The organism is Shinella sp. OV683, assembly GCF_057787725.1.
Window position 1 is genome coordinate 324,813 of sequence record NZ_CM173543.1, and the last position, 20,386, is coordinate 345,198.

The window sequence follows — 20,386 nt, forward strand, 5'->3', positions numbered from 1 at the left end:
GGCCCGAGCCTTCGTTTAGTACGGCCATTCCCCACCATTCAGGCACAGCATTTTCTTAATCTATAAAAAATATAGAATATATTTTCTTTTTGTGACGGATGCTGTATGAAAATATGGAAAGGTGCAATTTTGGGTGACGCTACCAAAAGGGGATGCTCCATGCCGACGAAGCTGATCATACCGGGTTTGAACGGTTCCGGCGAAGGCCATTGGCAAGATTACTGGCTGCAGGACGACCCTGACGCCATCCTCGTGCAGCAGCGCGACTGGACTCGTCCGGACCTCGCTGAATGGACGTCGGAAATCGAAAAGGCGCTGTCGCGGCATCCCGGTTCCATCATCGTAGCCCACAGCGTCGGTGCGGTTATCGCGGCAGGTCTGGCGACCAGACCGTCGCGGCATCTCGTCAAGGGCGCCTTGTTGGTTGCGCCTTGCGATCTCCTCCGGGTGAATGGCTTGCATCCCGGCAGCGTGTCGCTTCGGTCGATGCCGGCCGAAAAGCTGCCGTTCCCATCGCTGCTGGTCGCCAGCCGCAACGATCCCTACATGCCCTATGATGCGGCGGTGCAATATGCAGACGCGCTGGGCAGCGACCTCGTCGATCTCGGGCGCGCGGGCCACGTCAACATCGCCAGCGGCTACGGTCGCTGGAAGCGTGGTTATCGGCTCGCCGCGCGGCTCGATCGCCACAGCTATGGTAATGTCTCTGAGCCGCGAACGGGTTTCTTTGAAGGGCTGTTCGGCCTTGGTGCCAAGGACTCGTCGCGCGACTACGACTGAGTTGCAGAAATTCAAGCAAGAGAGCGGTGGCCGCGTGCCGCCGCTCTCTTGCGATTCCGTCGATTTTCCGGATTTCTCCACGATTTCGTCAATCACCAGATATGGGAAAACAAACTCTATAAAAATGGTGGATTAAATAAAATTAATGCGTATTATGGTCGATGTGTAGAACGAATCTCCGGAGACCAGAATGACGAAGACCGATATCGCCGTGCTCGGAGCGGGCTTTTCCGCCACCGCCGTCGTCATCAATCTTCTTGAGCATTTGCCGCCGGAACGCCGGATTTCCGTCATCGGTTGCCAGAATGGATTTGGCCGCGGCGTCGCCTATTCGACCGATGATGAAAACCATCGCCTGAATGTCGCCGCGGGTCGGATGAGCCTGTTTGCCGACCGCCCCAACGATCTCGTCGAGTGGCTGGACCGCCGGGGTAGTCGTCACGGCGCCGAGGATTTCATCCCGCGCAAGCTGTTCGGATCCTATATATCCGAGACGCTTGCGGAAGGCTTGCAGCGTACGGGAAATCGCGCTCGCATACAGTTCGTCGATTCACAGGCGTTGGTCTGCCATCAGCTTTCGTCGGAACAGCAGGTTTTCGAACTCACCAACGCCGATGTTGTCGATGCGAGCCAGACTGTGTTCTGTCTTGGCGGCACGCCCGCCGGCCTGCCGATCGCACCATCGCGGATCGAAGCGGATGCGCAGCCGCTCATTGTCAACAATCCGTGGGCCGAGCCATGGCTGGATCGGATCGACGGCGATGCGCCGTTGTTCATCGTCGGCAGCGGCCTAACGATGATCGATCAGGTCGTCTCGCTGCGCAGGCGTGGACATCGTGGGCGTATCCATGTTCTTTCGCGGCATGGTTTGCTTCCGCATCCGCATGTCGTGCCAAGGGCGCCGGCGATCGATCCAGGTCTTGAGCCCGGTTCCGCGCGGCTGAGCGAAATGCAGCGGATGTTGCGCAAGGCGGCTGGCGAGGCTGCGGACTGGCGCAGCGTCATCGACGGCTTGCGGCCGGTAACCCAGGCCATCTGGCAGCACATGGATATCGAGGAGCGTCGTCGCTTCCTGCGTCACGCTTCCTCCTGGTGGAACATTCACCGTCACCGCATGTCGCCAGAGATCGCCGGTGTGCTGGATGCAATGCGCGCTTCGGGACAACTGGTCATGCACAAGGGCTGGATCGACCGGATCTGTGCGGATGGCGAGTGCCAGGTATCGGTTACTTTCATGGAGCGGCATTCGCGCCTGGAGCGCCGGATTGCCGCGAGCCGGGTCATCAATTGCACCGGCATGGAAAAATGTTCGATCGGCAAGCTGCCGCTGCTCAACGACATGCTCCAAAAGGGCTTCATTGCGCAGGATGCATTGGGTCTCGGCGTCGCCGTCGATTCGCAGTCGCGTGTGCTTTCGAGCGGCGGCACTGCTGATACCGGCTCGTACGCCATCGGCCCGATGACAGTCGGCCAGTTCTGGGAAATTTTCGCTGTTCCGGATATCCGGGTGCAGGCGCGGGACGTCGCGCAGCGGCTGGCCGTGGCCGCTTGAGCAACTTGATCGACTGAAATGAAATTGCTCAGGAGAGTTGACCGTACAACTTTGTTGGAATTTTATTCTAGTTTCCGTCTTTAGTAATTGACAAAAATGATAGATTAAGATAATTTCCGATCATAGGCGATCGGGAATCGGTCGCTCCTGGTCGAAACGGAAACAGGAGGGAATACTATGGTCACCATTCACGCCAAATCGTATGGCCACATCCTTTGCGCTCCGTTTTCAGCCTGCATGTCGTGTTTCTGTAATGAACGAATGTGATGCTTAGGCGTCGGCATTCCAACACACCAGCAAAACAGACCCAGATCATCGAGCGGGTAAGATCATGCACAAGGCTGTCGTCGAATTTGGCGGGGTTCCCGTCGGTATAGTCATTCCACTTGAAGGCGTCTTTCAGTTCATGGCCGTGAAGTATCACGTCATGGGGCTGGACGGCCGCCGGTTTCGCTCTCTGAGCGAAGTGAACATTGCGATTCGCGCGCATCTGAGCGGCGGAGCAGCGTTCGCTGCGTAGGTCTTCAGGGGCGGAACGGCGAAGTTTTGCCCCGAAGGACGCGAATATATCGATTTTGCCGTATATTTCCGAAGTCTAAACACCTTTCAGCGATGCTAAAGCCCATAAATTGGCGTATTCCACCTTCATTGATCCGCCAAAGCGGGTTATGTAGGGCAATACCAGTGGCGGAATCGGTGTGAGATGCTGACGAACAAGGGAAAATACGGCCTGAAGGCCCTGATCGCGCTGGCGAGTTTGCCGCCTGGCGAAACTGCATTCAGCGCCGAAATCGCCTCGCAGAACAACATTCCCAAAAAGTTCCTCGACACGATCCTGCTTGAACTCAGGAATGCCGGCATCGTTCGCTCCAAGAAGGGCCCCACGGGCGGCTACTCGCTCTCGCGTCCCGCCGAAGAGGTTCGCATCGGCCATGCCATCCGCGTCATCGATGGGCCGCTGGCGCCAATCCGTTGCGCCAGCCGTACGGCCTTTGAAGTTTGTGACGATTGCCGCGATCCGGAGACCTGTCTGGTGCGCCGGTCGATGACCGAGGTGCGCGATGCCGTTGCCGAAATCCTCGACAATATGACGCTGGCACGGCTGGTGTCCGGCCACTACGCCGAGGTCGACCTTACCCCCAAGGAAAAAGTCGCGTCCTGATCAGCTGTTGGTAGCGATCTGGAACGGGCTGGCGATGCCATATTTGCCGTTGTTGTAGATCAGCGACTGGCCGTAGCCCGAGACGACAGCAACCGCACGCCCGAGAATGATGGCGTGGCTGTGGCGCTCGATGATTTCCTCGACTTCACAATCGATCGCTGCCAGTGCATCGGCCAGTACAGGGGCGCCGGTGACAAGCGTCGTCCACTGCGCGCCGAGGTAACGGTCCGTACCCTTGACGCCACCAATGCCTGCGAAACGATCGGCAACCGCCTGCTGCTCGTGCGACAGGATGTTGACGCAGAAATGCTGGTGGCGGCTGATGACCGGCCAGCTTGACGAGCTCTTGTTGATGTTGACGATCATGGTCGGCGGATCCATCGACAAGGCGGTTGCCGAGGTGACCGTTGCGCCGGTGCGATCATCGCCGCGTCCTGCCGTGATGACCGAAACCCCACCGCCCAAGCTGCGCATGGCGAGCTTGACCGCCGCAACTTCCGCATGCGCTGAACGCTCGGAATTTTCCTGCGGAAAGGCAGTGTGATTCTGGGCAATGTTCATGGCAAACTCCATTCTCTTTGATGCCGGACGAAGCGGCCTTACGCTAAAGGTAGAGGCAAAAAGCATATTGTCAACTAATATTATAGATTATATATGCATTGGAAATCGGCTGGTACTTCACGCCGTAATGCGGGTGCCATCGACCGGCGGTTGCCGGTTGCCCGTAATTGTGAGAAAAATGAGCTACGGCCTCGGAGACTGCGATCATGACGAACGAGAACCGCCAGACAGTGATCGGCATTATCGGCGGTGGGTTTACCGGCGGCACGCTCGCCTTTCATCTCGCCTCCAATCCGGCCGCCGATGCCGCCGGCATCGTCATTTTCGAACCGCGCCAGAAGTTGGGCGCTGGCCTCGCCTACGACACATCCGATCCCGTCCACCGCATCAATGTGCCGGCAACGCGCATGAGCATCGACCCGGAGCGGCCCGAGCATTTCTCTGAGTGGATCGAGAAGACCGGTGCTGTCAGCGGCGACATCGGCGTGGTCGCGCGTGACGGCCAGCTGTTTCCGCGCCGGCAGGTGTTCGGCAACTACGTCAACAGCCATGTCATACCCTTTGTCGACAACGGTCGCATCGAGCATCGCCGCGAACGTGTCAGCGCTGTTCACAAGGATGGCAAGAGATGGGTGATCCAGTCGGAAGACGGCGGCGAGCTTGCGGTCGATCTCCTGGTGATCGCCACTAGCCACCCATCGCCTGCTGCGCCAAAGGCCCTGGTTTCGATTCTCGAGGGACACCCCCGCTTCATCGCCGATGCGACCATTCCGGATGCGCTGGCTGCGATCCGCACTGACGACAGCGTGCTCGTCGTCGGCAATGGGCTGACCTCGGCCGATGTTATCGCCTCGCTGATGGAAAACGACCATTGCGGCAAGATCACCGCGATTTCCCGCCGCGGCCTCCGCTCGCGCGGTCATGCGGCGGCACCGCAGGAGGCCTACGGCGATTTCACCTCGCGGCCAATTCGCTCGGCGCGGCTTTTGACGCGACGGATTCGCGAGACCATCCGCGAGGCGGCGATCTTCGACGTCAGCTGGCATGCGGTGATCGATGCAGTGCGCGGGCAGGGACGAGTGATCTGGCAGAACCTGCCGGTGTCCGAACGCAAGAAGATCGTCCGGCATCTGCGGCCATTCTGGGACGTGCATCGCTTCCGCATCGCGCCGCAGGTCGAACAAGCCATCATCGATGCAACGTTGCGTGGCCAACTCGAAACGCTTTCCGCCTCGATCGCTGTTGTTTCCTACCATGAGAGTCGTGTCCGCGCGGCGCTGAAGCTCGCCAAGGGTCGCGGCACGCTGATCCGTGATTTCGACGCGGTTGTCGTCACGACCGGCCCGGCGCATGGCGGCATCCTCAGCAGCCAGCCATTCCTCGAACTGCTGGCGGACGAAGGCGTGATCACCTCCGATCCCGCCAGGCTGGGCATTGCCTGCGATGAGAATTCTCAGGCGCTCGACAAAGCGGGGGTTGCTGTTCCCGGCCTCTTCATCGCCGGCCCGCTGGCCCGGGGCACCTTCGGCGAGTTGATGGGCCTGCCGCAGGTTACAGAGCACGCGGTCGAGGTCGCTGGCCAAGTGGCCCGGCGCGTGGCCAAGAAGGACTCAGCGTTGGCGCCGGCATCGGACGCGGCCTAACCCGGTTTAGGCCTCGGCACGCCCTTTTGGCGATTGTTGGAAAATGATTCCGTTATTTCCGGATTGGTGGAAATCTGATCCGGAATGGGGTTGTTTTTTGTGTCGATATAATATCGATAAAAATAATAGAATATATCAATATAGTTGTCATGGCGCACTGAGTGGGTGACGGCCAAGGTCTTTTCATCGAGAGGATATTTTTCATGGTTACGCGCAGACAGACATTGGGTCTCCTTGGTGCCGCAGCAGCAGCGATGGCGCTGCCGTCCGTCCGGTCGGCTCAGGCGGCCGATCCCATTACATTGCGGATCGGCTGGCAGAAGTTCGGCATCCTGGCAATCGCCAAGCAGCGCGGCGTGCTGGAGAAGCGACTCGCAGCCAAGAACGTGTCGATCGAATGGTCCGAATTCAATTCCGGCCCGCCGCTCCTTGAAGCGCTCGGCGCCAACGCGCTCGACTTCGGTCCGACAGGCGATGTGCCGCCGCTGTTCGCCCAGGCGGCCGGCGGCAACCTTCTCTATGTCGGCACCTACAAGCCACCGAAAGCGTTCCACGGTCTGCTCGTGCACAAGGATTCGCCGATCCAGACGTTGGCCGACCTCAAAGGCAAGAAGGTCGCTTACAAGCGTGGTTCGAGTGCCCACAATTTTGCCTTCAAGGCTCTCGCCACCGTCGGCCTGACACCGGATGACATCGAAAGCGTCGATCTGCCTCCGGCCGATGCCGCAGCGGCATTCAAGAATGCCAGCGTCGATGCCTGGTCGATATGGGATCCATTCTTCGCCGTGGCGGAAACCGATCCGCAAACGCGTCTCCTGGTTACTTCCGAAGGCATCGTTGACCCTTGGGGCTACTTCCTCGGCAACGGTGACTTCGTGAAGGCTCATCCCGATATCATCGTCGATATCCTCGATGAGGTGAAGAAGTTTGGTGCCGCGGCGCAGGCCGACATTCCGAGTACCAACAAGGCGCTCGCCGAGATCACCGGCCTGAAGGAAGAGGTAACCCTCAAGACGCTCACTCGCGCCGGCTCCGATCTCGGTGCGATCGACACCGTGTCGGATGCAGCGGCAAAATATCAGCAGGACCTCGCCGACTACTTCTATTCGCTCAAGGTCGTGCCGAAGCAGCTTACCGTCAGCGACATCGTCTGGCACCCGAAGGAAAGCTGAGACGCCTTGTCGCCAGCATTATGGAAAAGGAAATTGGCATGTTCACACGTAGACAGACATTGCTCTCGATCGGCGCGGCTGCTGCAGCTGCGGCCATGTCCGGTCCCTTGAGTGCGCGCGCGGCCACTGCAAAAACCTTCCGTATCGGCTGGCAGAAAAATGGCGTCCTGGCGCTCGCCAAGCGCACGGGGGCTCTCGAGAAGCGATTTGCCGACCAAGGGATCGCGATAGAGTGGTCGGAGTTCTCATCCGGTCCGCCTCTGCTCGAAGCGCTCGGCGCCGGTGCCCTCGATTTCGGTCCGACCGGGGACGTGCCGCCGCTCTTCGCCCAGGCCGCCGGTGGCAATCTTCTTTACGTCGGAACCTATCACGGCGCGGCTGCGAGCTCCGCCCTTCTCGTCCACAAGGATTCGCCGTTCAAGTCGATCGCCGACCTCAAGGGCAAGAAGGTCGCCTACAAGCGTGGCTCGAGCGCCCACAATTTTGCCGTCAAGGCGCTGAGAACAGCGGGCTTGACGCTCGATGACGTCGAATCGGTCAATCTCTCCCCACCCGATGCTGCCGCTGCCTTTGCGACCAATTCGATCGATGCCTGGGCGATCTGGGATCCATATCTCGCGGTGGCGGAAGCCGAGCCGAACACACGCGTCCTGGCATCCGCCAATGGCATCGTCGATGCCTGGAGCTTCTATTTCGGCAACGGTGACTTCATCGCCGCCAATCCGGATATCATTGCTGGAACCATAGACGAACTTCGCAAGCAAGGTGCCTGGGCGCAGGCGCATCTTGACGAGACGGTTCCGGCGCTCGCCGAAATCACCGGCGTTCCCAACGACGTCACGCGCAAGATATTGAACCGACCCGGCGCCGATCTCGGCAAGATCAGCACGATCACCGACGAGGCCCTCAACTATCAGCAGGCGCTGGCCGACGAGTTCTATGGGCTCGGCATCATCCCCAAAAAACTGAACATCAGCGATATCGTCTGGCGCCCCAAGGCGAGCTGATCGCGATTCCCTGATCCCATTGGAGAAAAATCATGTCTTCCAAGAAACCTCTCGATCTTTTGTGGTTCATTCCGACCTCCGGCGATGGCACCTACCTCGGTTCCAGCGAACTCAACCGCGCGCCTGATATCGGCTACCTCAGGGAAATCGCTTCGGCCGTCGACCGGCTGGGCTACTCCGGCGTCCTGCTGCCGACCGGCGTCGCCTGCGAGGAATCGTTCGTGACGGCGGCGGCGCTGGCCGCGACGACAGAGCGATTGAAGTTCCTCGTCGCCATTCGTCCGGGAACGGCGTCTCCTGCATATTATGCGCGTCTTGCCACCACACTCGACCGTATCTCGAATGGCCGCCTGCTGCTCAACATCGTCGTTGGCGGCAGCCCCGCGGAGCTTGCCGGCGACGGTATCTTCCTGCCGCACGACGAGCGCTACGACCACGCTGAAGAGTTCTTCGACGTGTTCGAGACGCTGCTTGCCAAGGGCGAAGCGACGCTCGACGGAAAATATATCCAGGCCAAGGGCGCCCGTCTCGGCTTCCCGCCGGTGCAGGCTCCGCGCCCGCCGCTCTATTTCGGTGGTTCGTCGGATGCCGGCATCGCATTTGCCGCGCGCCGTGCCGACAAGTATCTCACCTGGGGTGAAACGCCGGCGCAGGTCGCGGAAAAGATTTCCACGGTGCGTGCGGCAAGTGCCAAGACGGGCCGGGAACTCTCCTTCGGCATTCGGTTGCATCTGATCGTGCGCGAGACGGATGAAGAGGCCTGGGCGGCAGCGGACAAGCTGATTTCAAAGCTGTCGGACGATACGATCCGCGAAGCCCAGGAGCGTTTTGTCACGGAAGCCGATTCCGTCGGACAGAAGCGCATGGCAGCCTTGCACGGCGGCCGGCGTGACAAGCTCGAGGTTTCCCCCAATCTCTGGGCGGGCATCGGCCTTGTCCGGTCCGGCGCCGGCACGGCACTGGTTGGCTCTGCGAAGACCGTCGCGGCGCGGCTGAGGGAGTATCAGGATGCCGGCATCGATACGGTGATCGCATCGGGCTATCCACATCTGGAGGAAGCCTATCGCGTTTCCGAACTGCTGTTTCCTGAACTCGGTTTGGCTGGCCCGGCTTCGACGACAAACCCCAACAGCGAGTTCCCGCAGGCACGGGTTTTCGGCGGCGGTGGTCATGGCGGCAACCTCAAGGTGGTTTCCGGATCGTGATTTGAACAGTCGGGCGCGGAGAATCCTCGCCCGGCCCCTACACGATCTTGTCCGGTAGCAGGCAACAGAAAGCTGGAGAAACGACATGGTTGTTTTGGATAATCTGGGACGTCAGGATGCTGCGTCCACGATGTCGGGAAGTACTACGCTTCCGAGGCGGCCGCAATTCTCAGCCGATCAATTCCTGCCCTATCTCGTGCCGGTGCTGATCATCGTCGTCTGGCAGCTACTGTCATCCGTCGGCTGGATTTCAGCCCGGATCATGCCGTCGCCCGTCGATGTGTTGAAGGCATTCTGGTCGACGACCATTTCCGGCGCCCTGCCGCATGACATCGCCGTCAGCGCCGCGCGCGCCTTTGCGGGTCTGCTGGTCGGCGGCACGATCGGTTTTCTGTTCGGGATCGCCAATGGCGTGTCGCGGCTTTCGGAACGGCTGACAGATACCAGCCTGCAGATGATCCGGACGATCCCGCATCTGGCGATGATCCCGCTCGTCATCCTGTGGTTCGGCATCGGCGAGGAATCCAAGCTGTTCCTCACCTCGCTCGGCGTGCTGTTTCCCGTCTATCTCAACACCTATCACGGCGTCAGGAATGTCGATCGCGACCTGATCGAGATGGGCCGGGTCTATGGCATGCGCAACTGGACCCTGTTTCGCAAGATCATCTTTCCCGGTGCCCTGCCGTCGATCTTCGTGGGCCTGCGCTATGCGCTCGGCATCATGTGGCTGACCCTGATCGTGTCGGAAACCATCGCTGCATCGTCCGGCATCGGCCACATGGCCAATGAGGCGCGCGAATTCATGATGACCGATATCGTCGTGCTGGCGCTGGTGATCTACGCGCTGCTCGGCAAGGTGGCGGATGTCGCCGTGCGCTATCTTGAGCGCAAGGTGCTCTCCTGGAACCCGGTCTACCAGAACTGAGGATATCGAAGATGAATGTTGCTTTGTCCAGATCCGAATTCGTCGACGCCTCCGAACCTCGCAAGCCGGTTTCGATCCGTCTGCAAGGTGTCGAGAAGGCCTTCGGCAACAACAAGGTGCTGCGGGGTGTCGATCTCGACATTCCTGCCGGTCAGTTTGTTGCGATCGTCGGCAAGAGCGGCTGCGGCAAAAGCACGCTGTTGCGGATCCTCATGGGTCTCGAGGAAGAGACCGGAGGCACGATTTCCTTTCTGGATGAAGATGGAAACCAGGCCGAGCCGAATTCCCGCATCGTCTTCCAGGAGCCGCGCCTGCTGCCATGGTTCAATGTGGCGGGCAATGTGGAAATTGGGCTGAAGGAGGGCCTCGCGCCTGCCGAAGTCAGCCGCCGGGCGCGACAGGCGCTCAATGAAGTGCAGCTTGCCGAGAAGGCGGGCGAATGGCCCTCACAGCTTTCCGGCGGTCAGCGCCAGCGCGTGGCGCTCGCGCGCGCTTTGGTCAGCAAGCCGGACTTCATGGCGCTCGACGAACCTCTTGGCGCACTCGATGCGCTCACCCGCATCAGCATGCAACAGCTGCTGAGTCGTGTATGGCGCGAGCAAGGGTTCACCACGCTGCTGGTGACGCATGATGTCAGCGAAGCGGTGCATCTCGCCGATCGGGTCATCGTGCTTGACCAGGGGCGGATCACGCTCGACCTGCCAGTGCCGCAAGCCCATCCGCGCAAGCATGGAAATGTGGAATTGGCCGAGATCGAAGGCGTTTTGCTGTCGGCAATTCTAGGGAATTCAGCGACTTAGAAACTGTTCGGTATCAAATCCCTATTCTCTATTGACTATATAGAGATTGTTGTCATTATGGGATTGTTAACTTGGAGAGCTTCCGATGATGATCATGAATGTCTTCCCGATCGGCTTCTTCTTTCCCAAGCAGGATTTCGTGCAGCCCCTGGCCAAGCGTGATGAAGGCGCTGACAAGGCCCGCGATGCGAAGGTCGCCAATGCTAGTGCAGCGGTCGAGGATATCAAGGAACAATCCTTCGGCATGCCGCTATACGCTTACAGATTTTTTTGAAAGTTCGGTTCTGCCCCGTTGGCACCCGGGCCCAAGCGGTCCGGCTTTTTTTCCCGACGGGCAATATGGAGTAGGGTAGTCCAATGGCGATGTCATTCACGTCAAAAGATCAAACACAGCGTGCTGGCTCCCCGACGGCGCGCCGCTCCCGCTCGGCACAGGTCGATGCGCTTGTTATGAAGGTGGCAATCGTCACCGTTTTCGTCTTTGTCGGCTCGATGACTCTCGGCCTGCTCTAAGCGGGCATTCAATGCGAAATTTCCGCCACAATTAGTACATATAATCTATTGATTATAATATCAATTATTGAAATGTGGGAACCGCATCCCCATATCTTCGTTATACCGCAGCGAGATACCTGCGGAACAGCGTGGCCGGGTCGGAAGAGGTAAATTGCCCTAAGTTACGCGTCGATGGCCAAAGGAGGCCGACATGACTGCATTGAATTCGGGCATGCATTTTCTTTCCGGCGTTGCGCTTTATCTTGGTGCGCCGCTTTCCGTACGTTCGGTGCTGCAAGCTCACACAGCTGCCAAGCCGCGCCGCAGGGTTTCTGTCGCTGCTCACAAGAAAACGCCGCTGAGCGACCGCCAGAAGCAGGAGCTGCTTGAAAGCATCCGCAACGACGACTGGCACGAATAACAGCGAACCTCGCTAGCTGCTTGCTAGGCGGCCAAGCCGCCATATTGCTTGAGATAGGCGACGATTTCCGACACGCCGTCACCTCGTTTCATATCTGAAAACAAAAACGGCTTTCCCGCGCGCATCCGCGTCGCGTCGTCCTGCATCACATCCAGATCGACGTCGACATGCGGCGCCAGGTCCTTCTTGTTGATGATCAGAAGATCTGACTTGGTGATGCCCGGCCCACCCTTGCGCGGAATTTCCTCACCCTGGCAGACCGAGATCACATAAATCGTCAGGTCGGCGAGATCGGGCGAAAAGGTTGCTGCGAGATTGTCACCGCCCGATTCGATAAAGACGAGGTCGAGATCGGGGAATTTGCGGTTGAGATCGGCAATCGCGGCGAGATTGATCGAGGCGTCCTCGCGGATGGCCGTATGTGGGCAGCCGCCGGTTTCGACGCCAACAATACGGTCCGAGGTCAGCGCCTGCATGCGCACCAGCGCATCGGCATCCTCCTTGGTGTAGATATCGTTGGTGACGACGGCGACCGAATAATCCGACCGCATCGCCTTGCACAGCTTTTCCGTCAGCGCTGTCTTGCCGGAGCCGACCGGTCCGCCGATGCCGATGCGCAAGGGGCCATTGCGTGTGGTCATGATAAAAATCCTTTCGTCAGGCAGACAGCGCTCATTGCGAAAGGACGCTGAGCGGTCCGAAATCCAATTCAGTGTGGCAAACGACAGCGCAGGCGTCAATTTCCGTCATGCCGATAAGTCCCGCACTCACGAGCGGAACAGCCGCGAATACTGCGTTTCGTGGCGAATAGCAGTGATATCGGCGATCACGGTTGCGCTGCCAAGATCGTCCAAGGTCGAGCGGGCTGCATTGGCTGACGCTTGCAGGATGATTGCTTCAAGGCCCGCCAACACAGCTACACCCTGCTTCTGGCCAAGCACGCTCAGGCGGATGGCGGCGGAGACGGCCTGTGACGCCAGAGCATGCAGGAAAGCGGCAATGGCCTGCTCCAGGGCTACTCCATGAGCGGCGGCAACGGCACCGGCCGCAACGGCATAAGGTGGGCGGTCACCCAGACGGTCAAGTACGGTGTCCGGCCATGCGCCCGCAGCGGCCGCGAAGGCTTCGCCCTGGGTTATGATCTCGAGATGCCGCTCGGCCGAGCCTGCCAAGGCTTCGGCAAGCTCGCAGACCTCGGCGAGACTGTCGTGCGAGCGCCAGGCTTCGGCAAGCAGGACGGCATCGTTCCACCACGCGCCTGATGTCAGCAGCGTTTGCAGCCAGATATTCAAGCCATCTGCATCCGCGACCAGACCATCGTGAACAGCGCGTTCCAGGCCGCCGGAATAGGCAAAACCGCCGACCGGGAAGGCGGGCGACAACCACGTCATCAGCCGGATCAGCGACTGGTTGGCCTGATCAATGCCCATGGTGGTCGTGCGAGCCGTGACTGTGATAGGCACCATGGACGGGGTGGAAGGGCTCGATGACCTCGGCGACGGTGGCACCCAAACCCTGCAGCATCGCTTCAATCACGTGGTCGCGCTCGATGAGAATACGATCTGCATCGATCTGTGCAGAGAGGTGGCGGTTGCCGAGATGCCAGCAGAGTTCCATCTGGTGCTGCATATCCCGTGCCTTGATTTCCAGCAATTGTTCGGCCGCGGCCGCAATGGCGATGAAGTGGCCGTCCTCGGTCGCCAGCAGGTCGCCATGTTCCAGCACGACAGGCTCCTTCAGGTCGAGCATGACAACGTCGCCGTTGGTCATATGCAGCAGCTTGCGGCGCAGATGCCGTTCGTCATGGGTGAGCGTCACTGTGTCGATCGGCGCATCCGCGGCGTGGCTGTGCTTTTCGATCCGGGTTGAGCGATAGGGCATCGTATCGGCCTCCAAATGCTATTCAGATCGGCAATTGACGGCATTTTGGCTTGCAGCGCAATGCGCAAAAGCGGAATCCGCGCAAGAAAAAGCCCGGTCTCCCGGGCTTTCAATCTCTCGGCAATGAGATCAGGCGGCTTGCTTCATGGCGCGCAGGTTTTCGAGAATGTTCTGCGGCGAGGAGACGCCATAGGGGTCAGATTCGCAATTGTCCGCGAAGCCTTCTTCCTCGAACCATTGCTCGACGGCGCCGTCATTGATGATGGCGGCGTAGCGCCAGGAACGCATGCCGAAACCGAGATTGTCCTTGGCGACCAGCATACCCATCTTGCGGGTGAATTCGCCTGAACCATCCGGAATGAGCTTGAGATTGGCGATACCCTGGCTCTTGCCCCAGGCATTCATGACGAAAGCGTCGTTGACGGAGATGCAGTAGATCTCGTCGATCGCTTCAGCCTGGAATTCGCCGAACAGCTTTTCGAAATCCGGCAACTGGTAGGTCGAGCAGGTCGGGGTGAATGCGCCAGGCAGCGAGAACAGCACGACGCGCTTGCCTGCAAAGAAGTCATCACTGGTCTTGTCTTCCCAGCGGAACGGGTTGGGGCCGCCAACGGCTTCATCGCGAATACGGGTGCGGAATGTGACATCCGGGACGTGTCTGCCGATCATTTTTTTCTCCTGGTTCGGGCGTGCACAGCCGTCAAGTCTTGGGAGGATGAAACGGCTGCTGGTATTTTTTTATCATACTAATGAGAATCGTGCTGCAATGCAGCAGAAAATTGAACAGCCAAGTCATGTTCATGGCTGCCATGCCAGGCGCGCATGGCTTACTCTACAGGCCGTTGGGGAAGTAACGGAGATAGATGTCGTTGAGCCGGCCGCTGCGGGCAAGTGCGATCAGTGCGCTATCCAATGCCTCGGTGATCAGTGGCGCATCCTTGCGCGTCATCATCGCCAGGCCGTCCCCTAGAAAATAGGTCGAATAATAGGGGCCGCCCAGATAGACGCAGCAATCGGCGGCAGTCTCCGACTCAAGCCAGAAGGCCAGTTGCAATCCATCGCCGAACGCCGCCTTGATCTCCCCCTTCTTCAGCGCGTCGAGCAGCGCTACGCGCGTGTCGAAGACTTTCGGTTTCAAGGCCGGGAAGAACGTTGCGAGCATAGCCTCATGGGCTGTGCCTTTCACGACACCGGTCTGGCCGGGCTGCAGTTGGTCCGGGGAGCGGATCGTGGGGGACGATGACCTGGCGATGACAAAGCGTGCCGGCAACTGCATGAATACCCGCGAGGCGCCATGGGTCCTGCGGAGCTCCGGCGTTATGCGCATGCCGGCGAGAATGACTTCGCCATCGCCCTTGTCGAGCTTGCCGATGAGATCCTTGTAGCGTGCGGCCTCGATTTGGCAGCGTTCGGTGATTTTCAATTCGCGGCAGATCTCGCGCGCGAGATCGACATGAAAGCCGGAGAGCTTGCCGGACTGGTCGATGAAATTGAAGGGCGGGAAGTCGACCGTGGTCAAAAAACGGATGCGTGGAACCGGCGCGAGATCCGGTTTGGCGACGCGCTCGCGCAAATCGAACATCAGCGACATGGAAAGGGCAGGTGATTCCTCGGCTTCGGAGGGCGAAATACTCGCGAAAAGCAAGAAAAGCGAAAAAAATGCACGCAATGGATAAATACAACGTGACTCAACCAGCGGCTTCATTAATATTAATCCAATTTTAAGCAAATGCGTTTCATCGGCATCGTACCAGACTTATGCGCCAGGGGGAATATTACCAGACCGGTCTTGAAAATTCCGACCACTTCGGTGTGCCGGCGGAGAGCAACGTACTTTCCTTTCCAGCCGAGATCATCACCCTCCCGATCGACCGTGAGTGGGACTTCCTGAAGAAGCTTGGTTTCTCAAAGCCGCTGCTTGAAACATTGCGGAAGCGGGCGGAAGAAAACGGAACGACCATCGAGACCGAATTGCTTGCCGATGGTCGGATAGAGCACGAAGCCTATTATGGCGCACTTGCCAGAGTGCTCGATTTGCCTTTTCTTGCCGAGATAGATCCTGCAACGGTCGCCGATCGACTTGAGCTCGATACCCAGCTTTTGCAGCCACGGATGATCCGCTGTTACCTGCCTGACAGGGCGCCAGCGCTGGCCATTGTGCCGTCGGCGCGAGAAATCGCAATGGATGACGCGAGCATCTGCTCCTTGCCCCGGCTTCGACAAAGGGTTGTGGTGACGACGCCGTCGGCCATTCGAGGAGCGATTTGGCAGGCCGGCTCCGCCCGTCGCGTCGACGCTGCTGCCAATGCGCTGTTTGAGACCCGACCCGAGATGAGCGCGAGAATCGTCTATTCGGGCAGCCAGGGGTTTCTCACCGGTCTGGCGGTGACGGTTTTTCTTGGAAGCCTGTTCATCATTCCGTCGATTGCGTTGCTTTGCCTGCATGTTTTCCTGACGTCGGCCTTCTTCCTGGCGCTCTGGATACGCGGACTGGCTTTGCATTTCGGGCCGTTCATCGTCCGGCCCAAAAAGTTACGCGCGGCGACGCAGCTGCCGGTCTACACAGTGCTGGTGGCGCTCTATCAGGAGAAGGATGTCGCCGGGCAACTGATCGAGCGCCTCGACAAGTTGAACTGGCCAAGATCCCGGCTGGACATCAAGCTGATCTGCGAAGCCGATGATGCCGAGACGATGGCGGCGCTGAAGACACAGCGCCTGCGGCCCGAATATGAGATCGTTGTCGTGCCCGACATGCGGCCTAAGACCAAGCCCAAGGCGCTGAATTATGGGCTGGCGGGGGCTCGCGGCGATTATCTGGTCATTTATGACGCCGAAGACCGGCCGCATCCCGATCAGTTGCTGGAAGCCTATCAGCGCTTCCAGAGTGCCCCGGCCAAGGTTGCCTGCCTGCAGGCGCCGCTCGTCATTTCCAATGCGCGGGAAGGCTGGCTGTCAGGCTTGTTTGCGCTGGAATATTCCGGCCTGTTTCGCAGGCTGTTACCACTGCTTGGCGATTTGCGCATGCCGATGCCGCTGGGCGGAACCTCGAACCATTTCCGCATCGATGTGCTGCGTGCTGCCGGTGCCTGGGATCCGTTCAATGTCACGGAAGATGCCGATCTCGGGCTGCGCCTCTATAGACTTGGCTATGTCGCCGAGATGATCACGCGGCCGACGCTTGAGGATGCGCCGACTGAAAAGCGCGTCTGGCTCGGACAGCGCGGACGCTGGCTGAAGGGCTGGATGCAGACTTGGCTGGTTCTGATGCGCGATCCACGTCGGTTGACGGCCGAATTGGGCCTATTCGGCTCGATCGTGTTCCATGTGATGATCACCGGCATGTTGCTGTCGGCACTCGGCCATCCGTTGATCGTCGCTTTCATCGCTATCTCGGCGTGGCATGCGGTGCACTCGCTGTATGTCACTCCGCTAGACCAGATGCTGTTCGTCATGGATGGGGTCACGACGGCCGGATCCTATATCGTTTTTGTGCTTGCCGGGCGGGGCGCGATGACCCGCGACGAGCGCAAGCGGCTCGGCCTGAAATGGCTGATGGTGCCGGTCTACTGGCTGATGATTTCCTACGCTGCTTGGCAGGCCTTGATTGAGCTGCGCACCAATCCATTCTTCTGGAAAAAGACGCCGCACAAGGCGACATCAGCGCAACCTGCCAATTCAAATAGTTAGGCGCGGGCGTAAGTTTGTTGACAAAAATACCCTTCCTTATTACTTAGGTACATGCTTAACCAACAGAGCCCCTTCGACGGAATTTTCCACGCGCTCGCCGATCCGTCTCGTCGCATGATGCTTGAGCGGCTGTCGGACGGCCCGGCCTCGGTCGGCGAGTTGGCCAAGCCGCTCAGCATGTCGCTGCCCGCCGTCGTCCAGCATCTCGGCGTGCTGGAAGGATGCGGGCTGATCACTACGCACAAGAGCGGCCGGTTCCGCATCTGCCAGCTGGACACCAAGGTCTTGCGGTCGGCAGAGCAGTGGATCAGCGAACGGCGGACGACGATGGAAAAGAACCTCGATCGTCTGGGCGCCTATCTGGATGGCCTTGAGGCCGCAAGCAGCAAGGAGGACAATCATGAGTGAAGAAACCAGAGCCATTCCTGATACCTTTGTGCTGGAGCGGCGCTACAGCGCTAGCCCAACCAGAGTTTACGCTGCGTGGGCCGACCCGGAGGTGAAGGCCATCTGGTTTCGCGGCGGCGAGACGTGGCGGCAGACTCGTCGGGTTCTCGACCTCAGGATCGGCGGCACCGAAATTCTGGAAGGTGTATGGGGCGAGGGCAATGTCACGCTCTATGACGCAGTCTATCACGACGTGGTGCCGGGCAAGCGGTTGGTATATGGCTACCGGATGTCCGGTGGCGGGCGACTGCTGTCGGTGTCGCTTTCCACCGTCGAGTTCCTGGCCGACCATGGCGGCACGCATCTCGTCTATACTGAACAGGCGGTTTATCTCGATGGCTTCGAAGATGGCGGTGGGCGTAAGCATGGCACCACGATACATCTCGACCGGCTGGATGTGCTGATGGCGGAAACGGTCAGCGCCACTCACTAAGTTCGATCAGAAAGATCGCCACGTCGCGTGCGGCTTCAATCGTCAGGGGGCCGTCTTCGGGCTCGACAATCGCGGCATCGAAGCGTTGCATCGACACATCATTGAGTTGGGCGTCGCCGTTGAACACCAGAATTGTACCGGGCTGGGTGATCTCCGCCACGCCCGAACCGATGCGCTTCATCTGATGCCGGAACTGGCCGCGACGGGTCATGATGTTGAGGTCGATCGTCTTGCCCGACTTGTTGCGACTGGAAATCTCGAGATCGCCGGAAAAGGCAAGGGGCTCGGATCGCGGCGTCAATTCCACGGTCCGGCCTTCTGGGAAATCCAGAGAGAGGCCGTCGCCCTCCAACAGTGCAATCGTGCGGTCGATGCCGGCGAAAACGGAAAACGGTCCGTCTGCACCAACGTGGGCGATGGAAAGCCGCCAGCCGAAGGTGCCGATATCGCTGGCAGGCGGGAAGGCCATCACCTCTTCGGTGATGCCCATCTCGTTTTTCCACGGCATGCTGATGTAGTCCTGATGCCTGAGAATCTGCATCAGTTGCCCAGAATGCCGGGCAGGCGCAGGCCTTTTTCCTTGGCGCAGTCGATGGCGATGTCATAGCCTGCATCGGCATGACGCATGACGCCGGTGGCCGGGTCGTTCCACAGCACGCGTTCGAGACGGCGGGCGGCATCGTCGGTGCCGTCGGCGCAGATGACCATGCCGGAATGCTGCGAAAAGCCCATGCCGACGCCGCCGCCGTGATGCAGCGATACCCAGGTGGCGCCCGAAGCCGTGTTGAGCAGTGCATTCAGCAGCGGCCAGTCGGAGACGGCATCCGACCCGTCCTTCATCGCTTCGGTCTCGCGGTTGGGCGAGGCGACCGAGCCGGAATCGAGATGGTCGCGGCCGATGACGACGGGCGCCGAGAGTTCACCCGAGCGGACCATTTCGTTGAAGGCGAGGCCGAGGCGGTGGCGGTCGCCGAGACCGACCCAGCAGATGCGCGCCGGCAGGCCCTGGAATGAGATGCGCTCGCGCGCCATGTCCAGCCAGCGATGCAGATGGGTGTTGCCGGGGGTCAGTTCCTTGACCTTGGCGTCGGTCTTGTAGATGTCCTCGGGATTGCCTGAGAGGGCGGCCCAGCGGAACGGGCCGATACCGCGGCAGAACAGCGGGCGGATATAGGCCGGCACGAAACCCGGAAAAGCGAATGCGTTTTCGAGGCCCTCTTCCTTGGCGACCTGGCGAATGTTGTTGCCGTAGTCGAGGGTGGGCACGCCCATATTCCAGAAGTCGACCATGGCGGCGACGTGGATCTTCATCGAGGCGCGGGCAGCTTTTTCGACCGCCTTGGGGTCGCTTTCCTGCTTGGCGCGCCACTCGCCAACTGTCCAGCCAAGCGGCAGGTAGCCGTTGATCGGGTCGTGCGCCGACGTCTGGTCGGTGACGATATCGGGCTTGATGCCGCGCTTGACCAGTTCCGGGAAGATGTCGGCAGCATTGCCGATCAGGCCGACGGACTTGGCTTCGCCCGCCTTGGTCCACTGGTCGATCATCGCAAGCGCTTCATCGAGTGTGTGCGCCTTGGCATCGACATAGCGGGTACGGAGCCTGAAATCGACGCGGGTCTCATCGCACTCGACGGCAAGGCAACAAGCGCCGGCCATGACTGCCGCCAGCGGCTGCGCGCCGCCCATGCCGCCGAGGCCGCCGGTGAGGATCCACTTGCCCTTGAGGTTGCCGCCGTAGTGCTGGCGTCCGGCCTCCACGAAGGTCTCGTACGTGCCCTGGACGATGCCCTGCGTGCCGATATAGATCCACGAGCCGGCAGTCATCTGGCCGTACATGGCCAGTCCCTTTTTATCCAGCTCGTTGAAATGATCCCAGGTTGCCCAATGCGGCACGAGGTTGGAATTGGCGATCAGCACGCGCGGCGCATCCTTGTGGGTGCGGAACACGCCGACCGGCTTGCCCGATTGCACCAGCAGCGTCTCGTCCTCGTTCAGATCCTTCAGCGAGGCTACGATCTGGTCGAAATCTGCCCAGGTGCGAGCGGCGCGGCCGATGCCGCCATAGACGACGAGATCATGCGGACGCTCGGCGACGTCGGGATCGAGATTGTTCATCAGCATGCGCATCGGCGCTTCGGTCATCCAGCTCTTGGCAGTGATTTCGGAGCCAGTAGCAGCGCGGACGTCGCGGATGTTGTGACGTGGGTTATTCATG

24 protein-coding genes are annotated in these 20,386 nt (G+C 59.7%); 16 read left to right on the forward strand and 8 right to left on the reverse strand.

Translation table 11 applies throughout. The features are described from left to right. Positions 1-159 precede the first annotated feature (159 nt). The 4 genes from ACXHRN_RS01585 (at position 160) to ACXHRN_RS01600 (ending at position 3,494) form a co-directional block, all read left to right on the forward strand. The gene (locus tag ACXHRN_RS01585; RefSeq protein WP_488639606.1) at positions 160-780 is read left to right on the forward strand and encodes an RBBP9/YdeN family alpha/beta hydrolase; all 621 of its coding nucleotides are present in this window, start codon (positions 160-162) and stop codon (positions 778-780) included. A gap of 190 nt (positions 781-970) precedes the next feature. After that, positions 971-2,332 (forward strand): FAD/NAD(P)-binding protein, encoded by a 1,362-nt coding sequence (locus tag ACXHRN_RS01590; RefSeq protein ID WP_488639607.1) that lies wholly within the window; start codon positions 971-973, stop codon positions 2,330-2,332. Between the two features lie 331 nt (positions 2,333-2,663). Then, the gene (locus tag ACXHRN_RS01595) at positions 2,664-2,852 is read left to right on the forward strand and encodes a hypothetical protein (protein WP_488639608.1); all 189 of its coding nucleotides are present in this window, start codon (positions 2,664-2,666) and stop codon (positions 2,850-2,852) included. A gap of 183 nt (positions 2,853-3,035) precedes the next feature. Then, entirely contained in the window at positions 3,036-3,494 is a 459-nt protein-coding gene (locus ACXHRN_RS01600) for an RrF2 family transcriptional regulator (protein WP_488639609.1), read from the forward strand. Here the strand turns inward: ACXHRN_RS01600 and ACXHRN_RS01605 are convergent, their stop codons facing one another. Next, positions 3,495-4,055, reverse strand: coding sequence for a flavin reductase family protein (locus ACXHRN_RS01605; protein WP_488639610.1), 561 nt, complete (start codon positions 4,053-4,055; stop codon positions 3,495-3,497). It lies immediately after the preceding gene. A gap of 206 nt (positions 4,056-4,261) precedes the next feature. Here ACXHRN_RS01605 and ACXHRN_RS01610 point away from each other — a divergent pair, with 206 nt between their 5' ends. The 9 genes from ACXHRN_RS01610 (at position 4,262) to ACXHRN_RS01650 (ending at position 11,723) form a co-directional block, all read left to right on the forward strand. Continuing rightward, positions 4,262-5,698, forward strand: coding sequence for an FAD/NAD(P)-binding protein (locus ACXHRN_RS01610; protein ID WP_488639611.1), 1,437 nt, complete (start codon positions 4,262-4,264; stop codon positions 5,696-5,698). 203 nt (positions 5,699-5,901) lie between these two features. After that, complete coding sequence (locus ACXHRN_RS01615) at positions 5,902-6,870, forward strand: aliphatic sulfonate ABC transporter substrate-binding protein (protein WP_488639612.1); 969 nt, start codon at positions 5,902-5,904, stop codon at positions 6,868-6,870. Positions 6,871-6,908: 38 nt separating this feature from the next. Beyond that, positions 6,909-7,877 carry an aliphatic sulfonate ABC transporter substrate-binding protein gene (locus ACXHRN_RS01620; RefSeq protein WP_488639613.1) on the forward strand — a complete coding sequence of 323 codons (969 nt, stop codon included), beginning with the start codon at positions 6,909-6,911 and terminating at the stop codon, positions 7,875-7,877. 32 nt (positions 7,878-7,909) lie between these two features. Then, positions 7,910-9,082: an FMNH2-dependent alkanesulfonate monooxygenase gene (ssuD, locus tag ACXHRN_RS01625; protein ID WP_488639614.1), complete on the forward strand. Its 1,173-nt coding sequence runs from the start codon at positions 7,910-7,912 to the stop codon at positions 9,080-9,082. Positions 9,083-9,212: 130 nt separating this feature from the next. Then, complete coding sequence (ssuC, locus tag ACXHRN_RS01630) at positions 9,213-10,007, forward strand: aliphatic sulfonate ABC transporter permease SsuC (protein WP_488641794.1); 795 nt, start codon at positions 9,213-9,215, stop codon at positions 10,005-10,007. An 11-nt stretch (positions 10,008-10,018) separates the two neighbouring features. After that, on the forward strand, positions 10,019-10,807 hold the full coding sequence (locus ACXHRN_RS01635) for an ABC transporter ATP-binding protein (protein WP_488639615.1): 789 nt from the start codon (positions 10,019-10,021) through the stop codon (positions 10,805-10,807). 85 nt (positions 10,808-10,892) lie between these two features. Next, positions 10,893-11,081: a hypothetical protein gene (locus tag ACXHRN_RS01640; RefSeq protein ID WP_488639616.1), complete on the forward strand. Its 189-nt coding sequence runs from the start codon at positions 10,893-10,895 to the stop codon at positions 11,079-11,081. Positions 11,082-11,164: 83 nt separating this feature from the next. Beyond that, complete coding sequence (locus ACXHRN_RS01645; protein WP_488639617.1) at positions 11,165-11,320, forward strand: hypothetical protein; 156 nt, start codon at positions 11,165-11,167, stop codon at positions 11,318-11,320. 193 nt (positions 11,321-11,513) lie between these two features. Then, positions 11,514-11,723 (forward strand): hypothetical protein, encoded by a 210-nt coding sequence (locus ACXHRN_RS01650; protein WP_488639618.1) that lies wholly within the window; start codon positions 11,514-11,516, stop codon positions 11,721-11,723. Between the two features lie 23 nt (positions 11,724-11,746). Here ACXHRN_RS01650 and ureG read toward each other — a convergent pair whose 3' ends face one another. The 5 genes from ureG to ACXHRN_RS01675 form a co-directional block, all read right to left on the reverse strand. Further along, complete coding sequence (ureG, locus tag ACXHRN_RS01655; RefSeq protein WP_488639619.1) at positions 11,747-12,364, reverse strand: urease accessory protein UreG; 618 nt, start codon at positions 12,362-12,364, stop codon at positions 11,747-11,749. A gap of 126 nt (positions 12,365-12,490) precedes the next feature. After that, the gene (locus tag ACXHRN_RS01660) at positions 12,491-13,153 is read right to left on the reverse strand and encodes an urease accessory protein UreF (protein ID WP_488639620.1); all 663 of its coding nucleotides are present in this window, start codon (positions 13,151-13,153) and stop codon (positions 12,491-12,493) included. Then, positions 13,143-13,604 carry an urease accessory protein UreE gene (gene ureE, locus ACXHRN_RS01665; RefSeq protein ID WP_488639621.1) on the reverse strand — a complete coding sequence of 154 codons (462 nt, stop codon included), beginning with the start codon at positions 13,602-13,604 and terminating at the stop codon, positions 13,143-13,145. Before ureE ends, ACXHRN_RS01660 begins: the two co-directional genes overlap by 11 nt. 129 nt (positions 13,605-13,733) lie before the next feature. Continuing rightward, a complete protein-coding gene (locus ACXHRN_RS01670; protein WP_488639622.1) occupies positions 13,734-14,273 on the reverse strand; it encodes a redoxin family protein in 540 nt (179 codons plus the stop codon). Positions 14,274-14,436: 163 nt separating this feature from the next. Continuing rightward, positions 14,437-15,309: a transporter substrate-binding domain-containing protein gene (locus ACXHRN_RS01675; protein WP_488639623.1), complete on the reverse strand. Its 873-nt coding sequence runs from the start codon at positions 15,307-15,309 to the stop codon at positions 14,437-14,439. Between the two features lie 53 nt (positions 15,310-15,362). On the opposite strand from ACXHRN_RS01675, the gene ACXHRN_RS01680 reads away from it, so the two are divergent. From ACXHRN_RS01680 to ACXHRN_RS01690, 3 genes are read left to right on the forward strand one after another with little or no spacing between them, the layout of a single operon-like run. Then, positions 15,363-17,291: a glycosyltransferase family 2 protein gene (locus tag ACXHRN_RS01680; RefSeq protein WP_488639624.1), complete on the forward strand. Its 1,929-nt coding sequence runs from the start codon at positions 15,363-15,365 to the stop codon at positions 17,289-17,291. 51 nt (positions 17,292-17,342) lie between these two features. Further along, positions 17,343-17,699 (forward strand): ArsR/SmtB family transcription factor, encoded by a 357-nt coding sequence (locus ACXHRN_RS01685; RefSeq protein ID WP_488639625.1) that lies wholly within the window; start codon positions 17,343-17,345, stop codon positions 17,697-17,699. Beyond that, positions 17,692-18,171 carry an SRPBCC family protein gene (locus tag ACXHRN_RS01690; protein WP_488639626.1) on the forward strand — a complete coding sequence of 160 codons (480 nt, stop codon included), beginning with the start codon at positions 17,692-17,694 and terminating at the stop codon, positions 18,169-18,171. The genes ACXHRN_RS01685 and ACXHRN_RS01690 overlap by 8 nt, the downstream gene beginning before the upstream one ends. Here ACXHRN_RS01690 and ACXHRN_RS01695 read toward each other — a convergent pair. After that, entirely contained in the window at positions 18,155-18,712 is a 558-nt protein-coding gene (locus ACXHRN_RS01695) for a HutD/Ves family protein (protein ID WP_488639627.1), read from the reverse strand. The genes ACXHRN_RS01690 and ACXHRN_RS01695 overlap by 17 nt on opposite strands. After that, positions 18,712-20,385, reverse strand: coding sequence for a urocanate hydratase (gene hutU / locus ACXHRN_RS01700; protein WP_488639628.1), 1,674 nt, complete (start codon positions 20,383-20,385; stop codon positions 18,712-18,714). The genes ACXHRN_RS01695 and hutU overlap by 1 nt, the downstream gene beginning before the upstream one ends. Between the last annotated feature and the right edge of the window lies 1 nt (position 20,386).

Bases quoted from the DNA above. Each gene is read 5' to 3' on its own strand.
- ACXHRN_RS01660 (WP_488639620.1), bottom strand. From the start codon at position 13,153: ATGGGCATTGATCAGGCCAACCAGTCGCTGATCCGGCTGATGACGTGG.
- ACXHRN_RS01690 (WP_488639626.1), top strand. From the start codon at position 17,692: ATGAGTGAAGAAACCAGAGCCATTCCTGATACCTTTGTGCTGGAGCGG.
- ssuC (WP_488641794.1), top strand. From the start codon at position 9,213: ATGTCGGGAAGTACTACGCTTCCGAGGCGGCCGCAATTCTCAGCCGAT.
- ACXHRN_RS01675 (WP_488639623.1), bottom strand. From the start codon at position 15,309: ATGAAGCCGCTGGTTGAGTCACGTTGTATTTATCCATTGCGTGCATTT.
- ACXHRN_RS01685 (WP_488639625.1), top strand. From the start codon at position 17,343: ATGCTTAACCAACAGAGCCCCTTCGACGGAATTTTCCACGCGCTCGCC.
- ACXHRN_RS01695 (WP_488639627.1), bottom strand. From the start codon at position 18,712: ATGCAGATTCTCAGGCATCAGGACTACATCAGCATGCCGTGGAAAAAC.
- ACXHRN_RS01680 (WP_488639624.1), top strand. From the start codon at position 15,363: ATGCGCCAGGGGGAATATTACCAGACCGGTCTTGAAAATTCCGACCAC.
- ACXHRN_RS01610 (WP_488639611.1), top strand. From the start codon at position 4,262: ATGACGAACGAGAACCGCCAGACAGTGATCGGCATTATCGGCGGTGGG.
- ACXHRN_RS01650 (WP_488639618.1), top strand. From the start codon at position 11,514: ATGACTGCATTGAATTCGGGCATGCATTTTCTTTCCGGCGTTGCGCTT.
- ureG (WP_488639619.1), bottom strand. From the start codon at position 12,364: ATGACCACACGCAATGGCCCCTTGCGCATCGGCATCGGCGGACCGGTC.
- ssuD (WP_488639614.1), top strand. From the start codon at position 7,910: ATGTCTTCCAAGAAACCTCTCGATCTTTTGTGGTTCATTCCGACCTCC.
- ACXHRN_RS01605 (WP_488639610.1), bottom strand. From the start codon at position 4,055: ATGAACATTGCCCAGAATCACACTGCCTTTCCGCAGGAAAATTCCGAG.
- ACXHRN_RS01585 (WP_488639606.1), top strand. From the start codon at position 160: ATGCCGACGAAGCTGATCATACCGGGTTTGAACGGTTCCGGCGAAGGC.
- ACXHRN_RS01620 (WP_488639613.1), top strand. From the start codon at position 6,909: ATGTTCACACGTAGACAGACATTGCTCTCGATCGGCGCGGCTGCTGCA.
- ACXHRN_RS01600 (WP_488639609.1), top strand. From the start codon at position 3,036: ATGCTGACGAACAAGGGAAAATACGGCCTGAAGGCCCTGATCGCGCTG.
- hutU (WP_488639628.1), bottom strand. From the start codon at position 20,385: ATGAATAACCCACGTCACAACATCCGCGACGTCCGCGCTGCTACTGGC.
- ACXHRN_RS01615 (WP_488639612.1), top strand. From the start codon at position 5,902: ATGGTTACGCGCAGACAGACATTGGGTCTCCTTGGTGCCGCAGCAGCA.
- ureE (WP_488639621.1), bottom strand. From the start codon at position 13,604: ATGCCCTATCGCTCAACCCGGATCGAAAAGCACAGCCACGCCGCGGAT.
- ACXHRN_RS01670 (WP_488639622.1), bottom strand. From the start codon at position 14,273: ATGATCGGCAGACACGTCCCGGATGTCACATTCCGCACCCGTATTCGC.
- ACXHRN_RS01640 (WP_488639616.1), top strand. From the start codon at position 10,893: ATGATGATCATGAATGTCTTCCCGATCGGCTTCTTCTTTCCCAAGCAG.
- ACXHRN_RS01635 (WP_488639615.1), top strand. From the start codon at position 10,019: ATGAATGTTGCTTTGTCCAGATCCGAATTCGTCGACGCCTCCGAACCT.
- ACXHRN_RS01645 (WP_488639617.1), top strand. From the start codon at position 11,165: ATGGCGATGTCATTCACGTCAAAAGATCAAACACAGCGTGCTGGCTCC.
- ACXHRN_RS01590 (WP_488639607.1), top strand. From the start codon at position 971: ATGACGAAGACCGATATCGCCGTGCTCGGAGCGGGCTTTTCCGCCACC.
- ACXHRN_RS01595 (WP_488639608.1), top strand. From the start codon at position 2,664: ATGCACAAGGCTGTCGTCGAATTTGGCGGGGTTCCCGTCGGTATAGTC.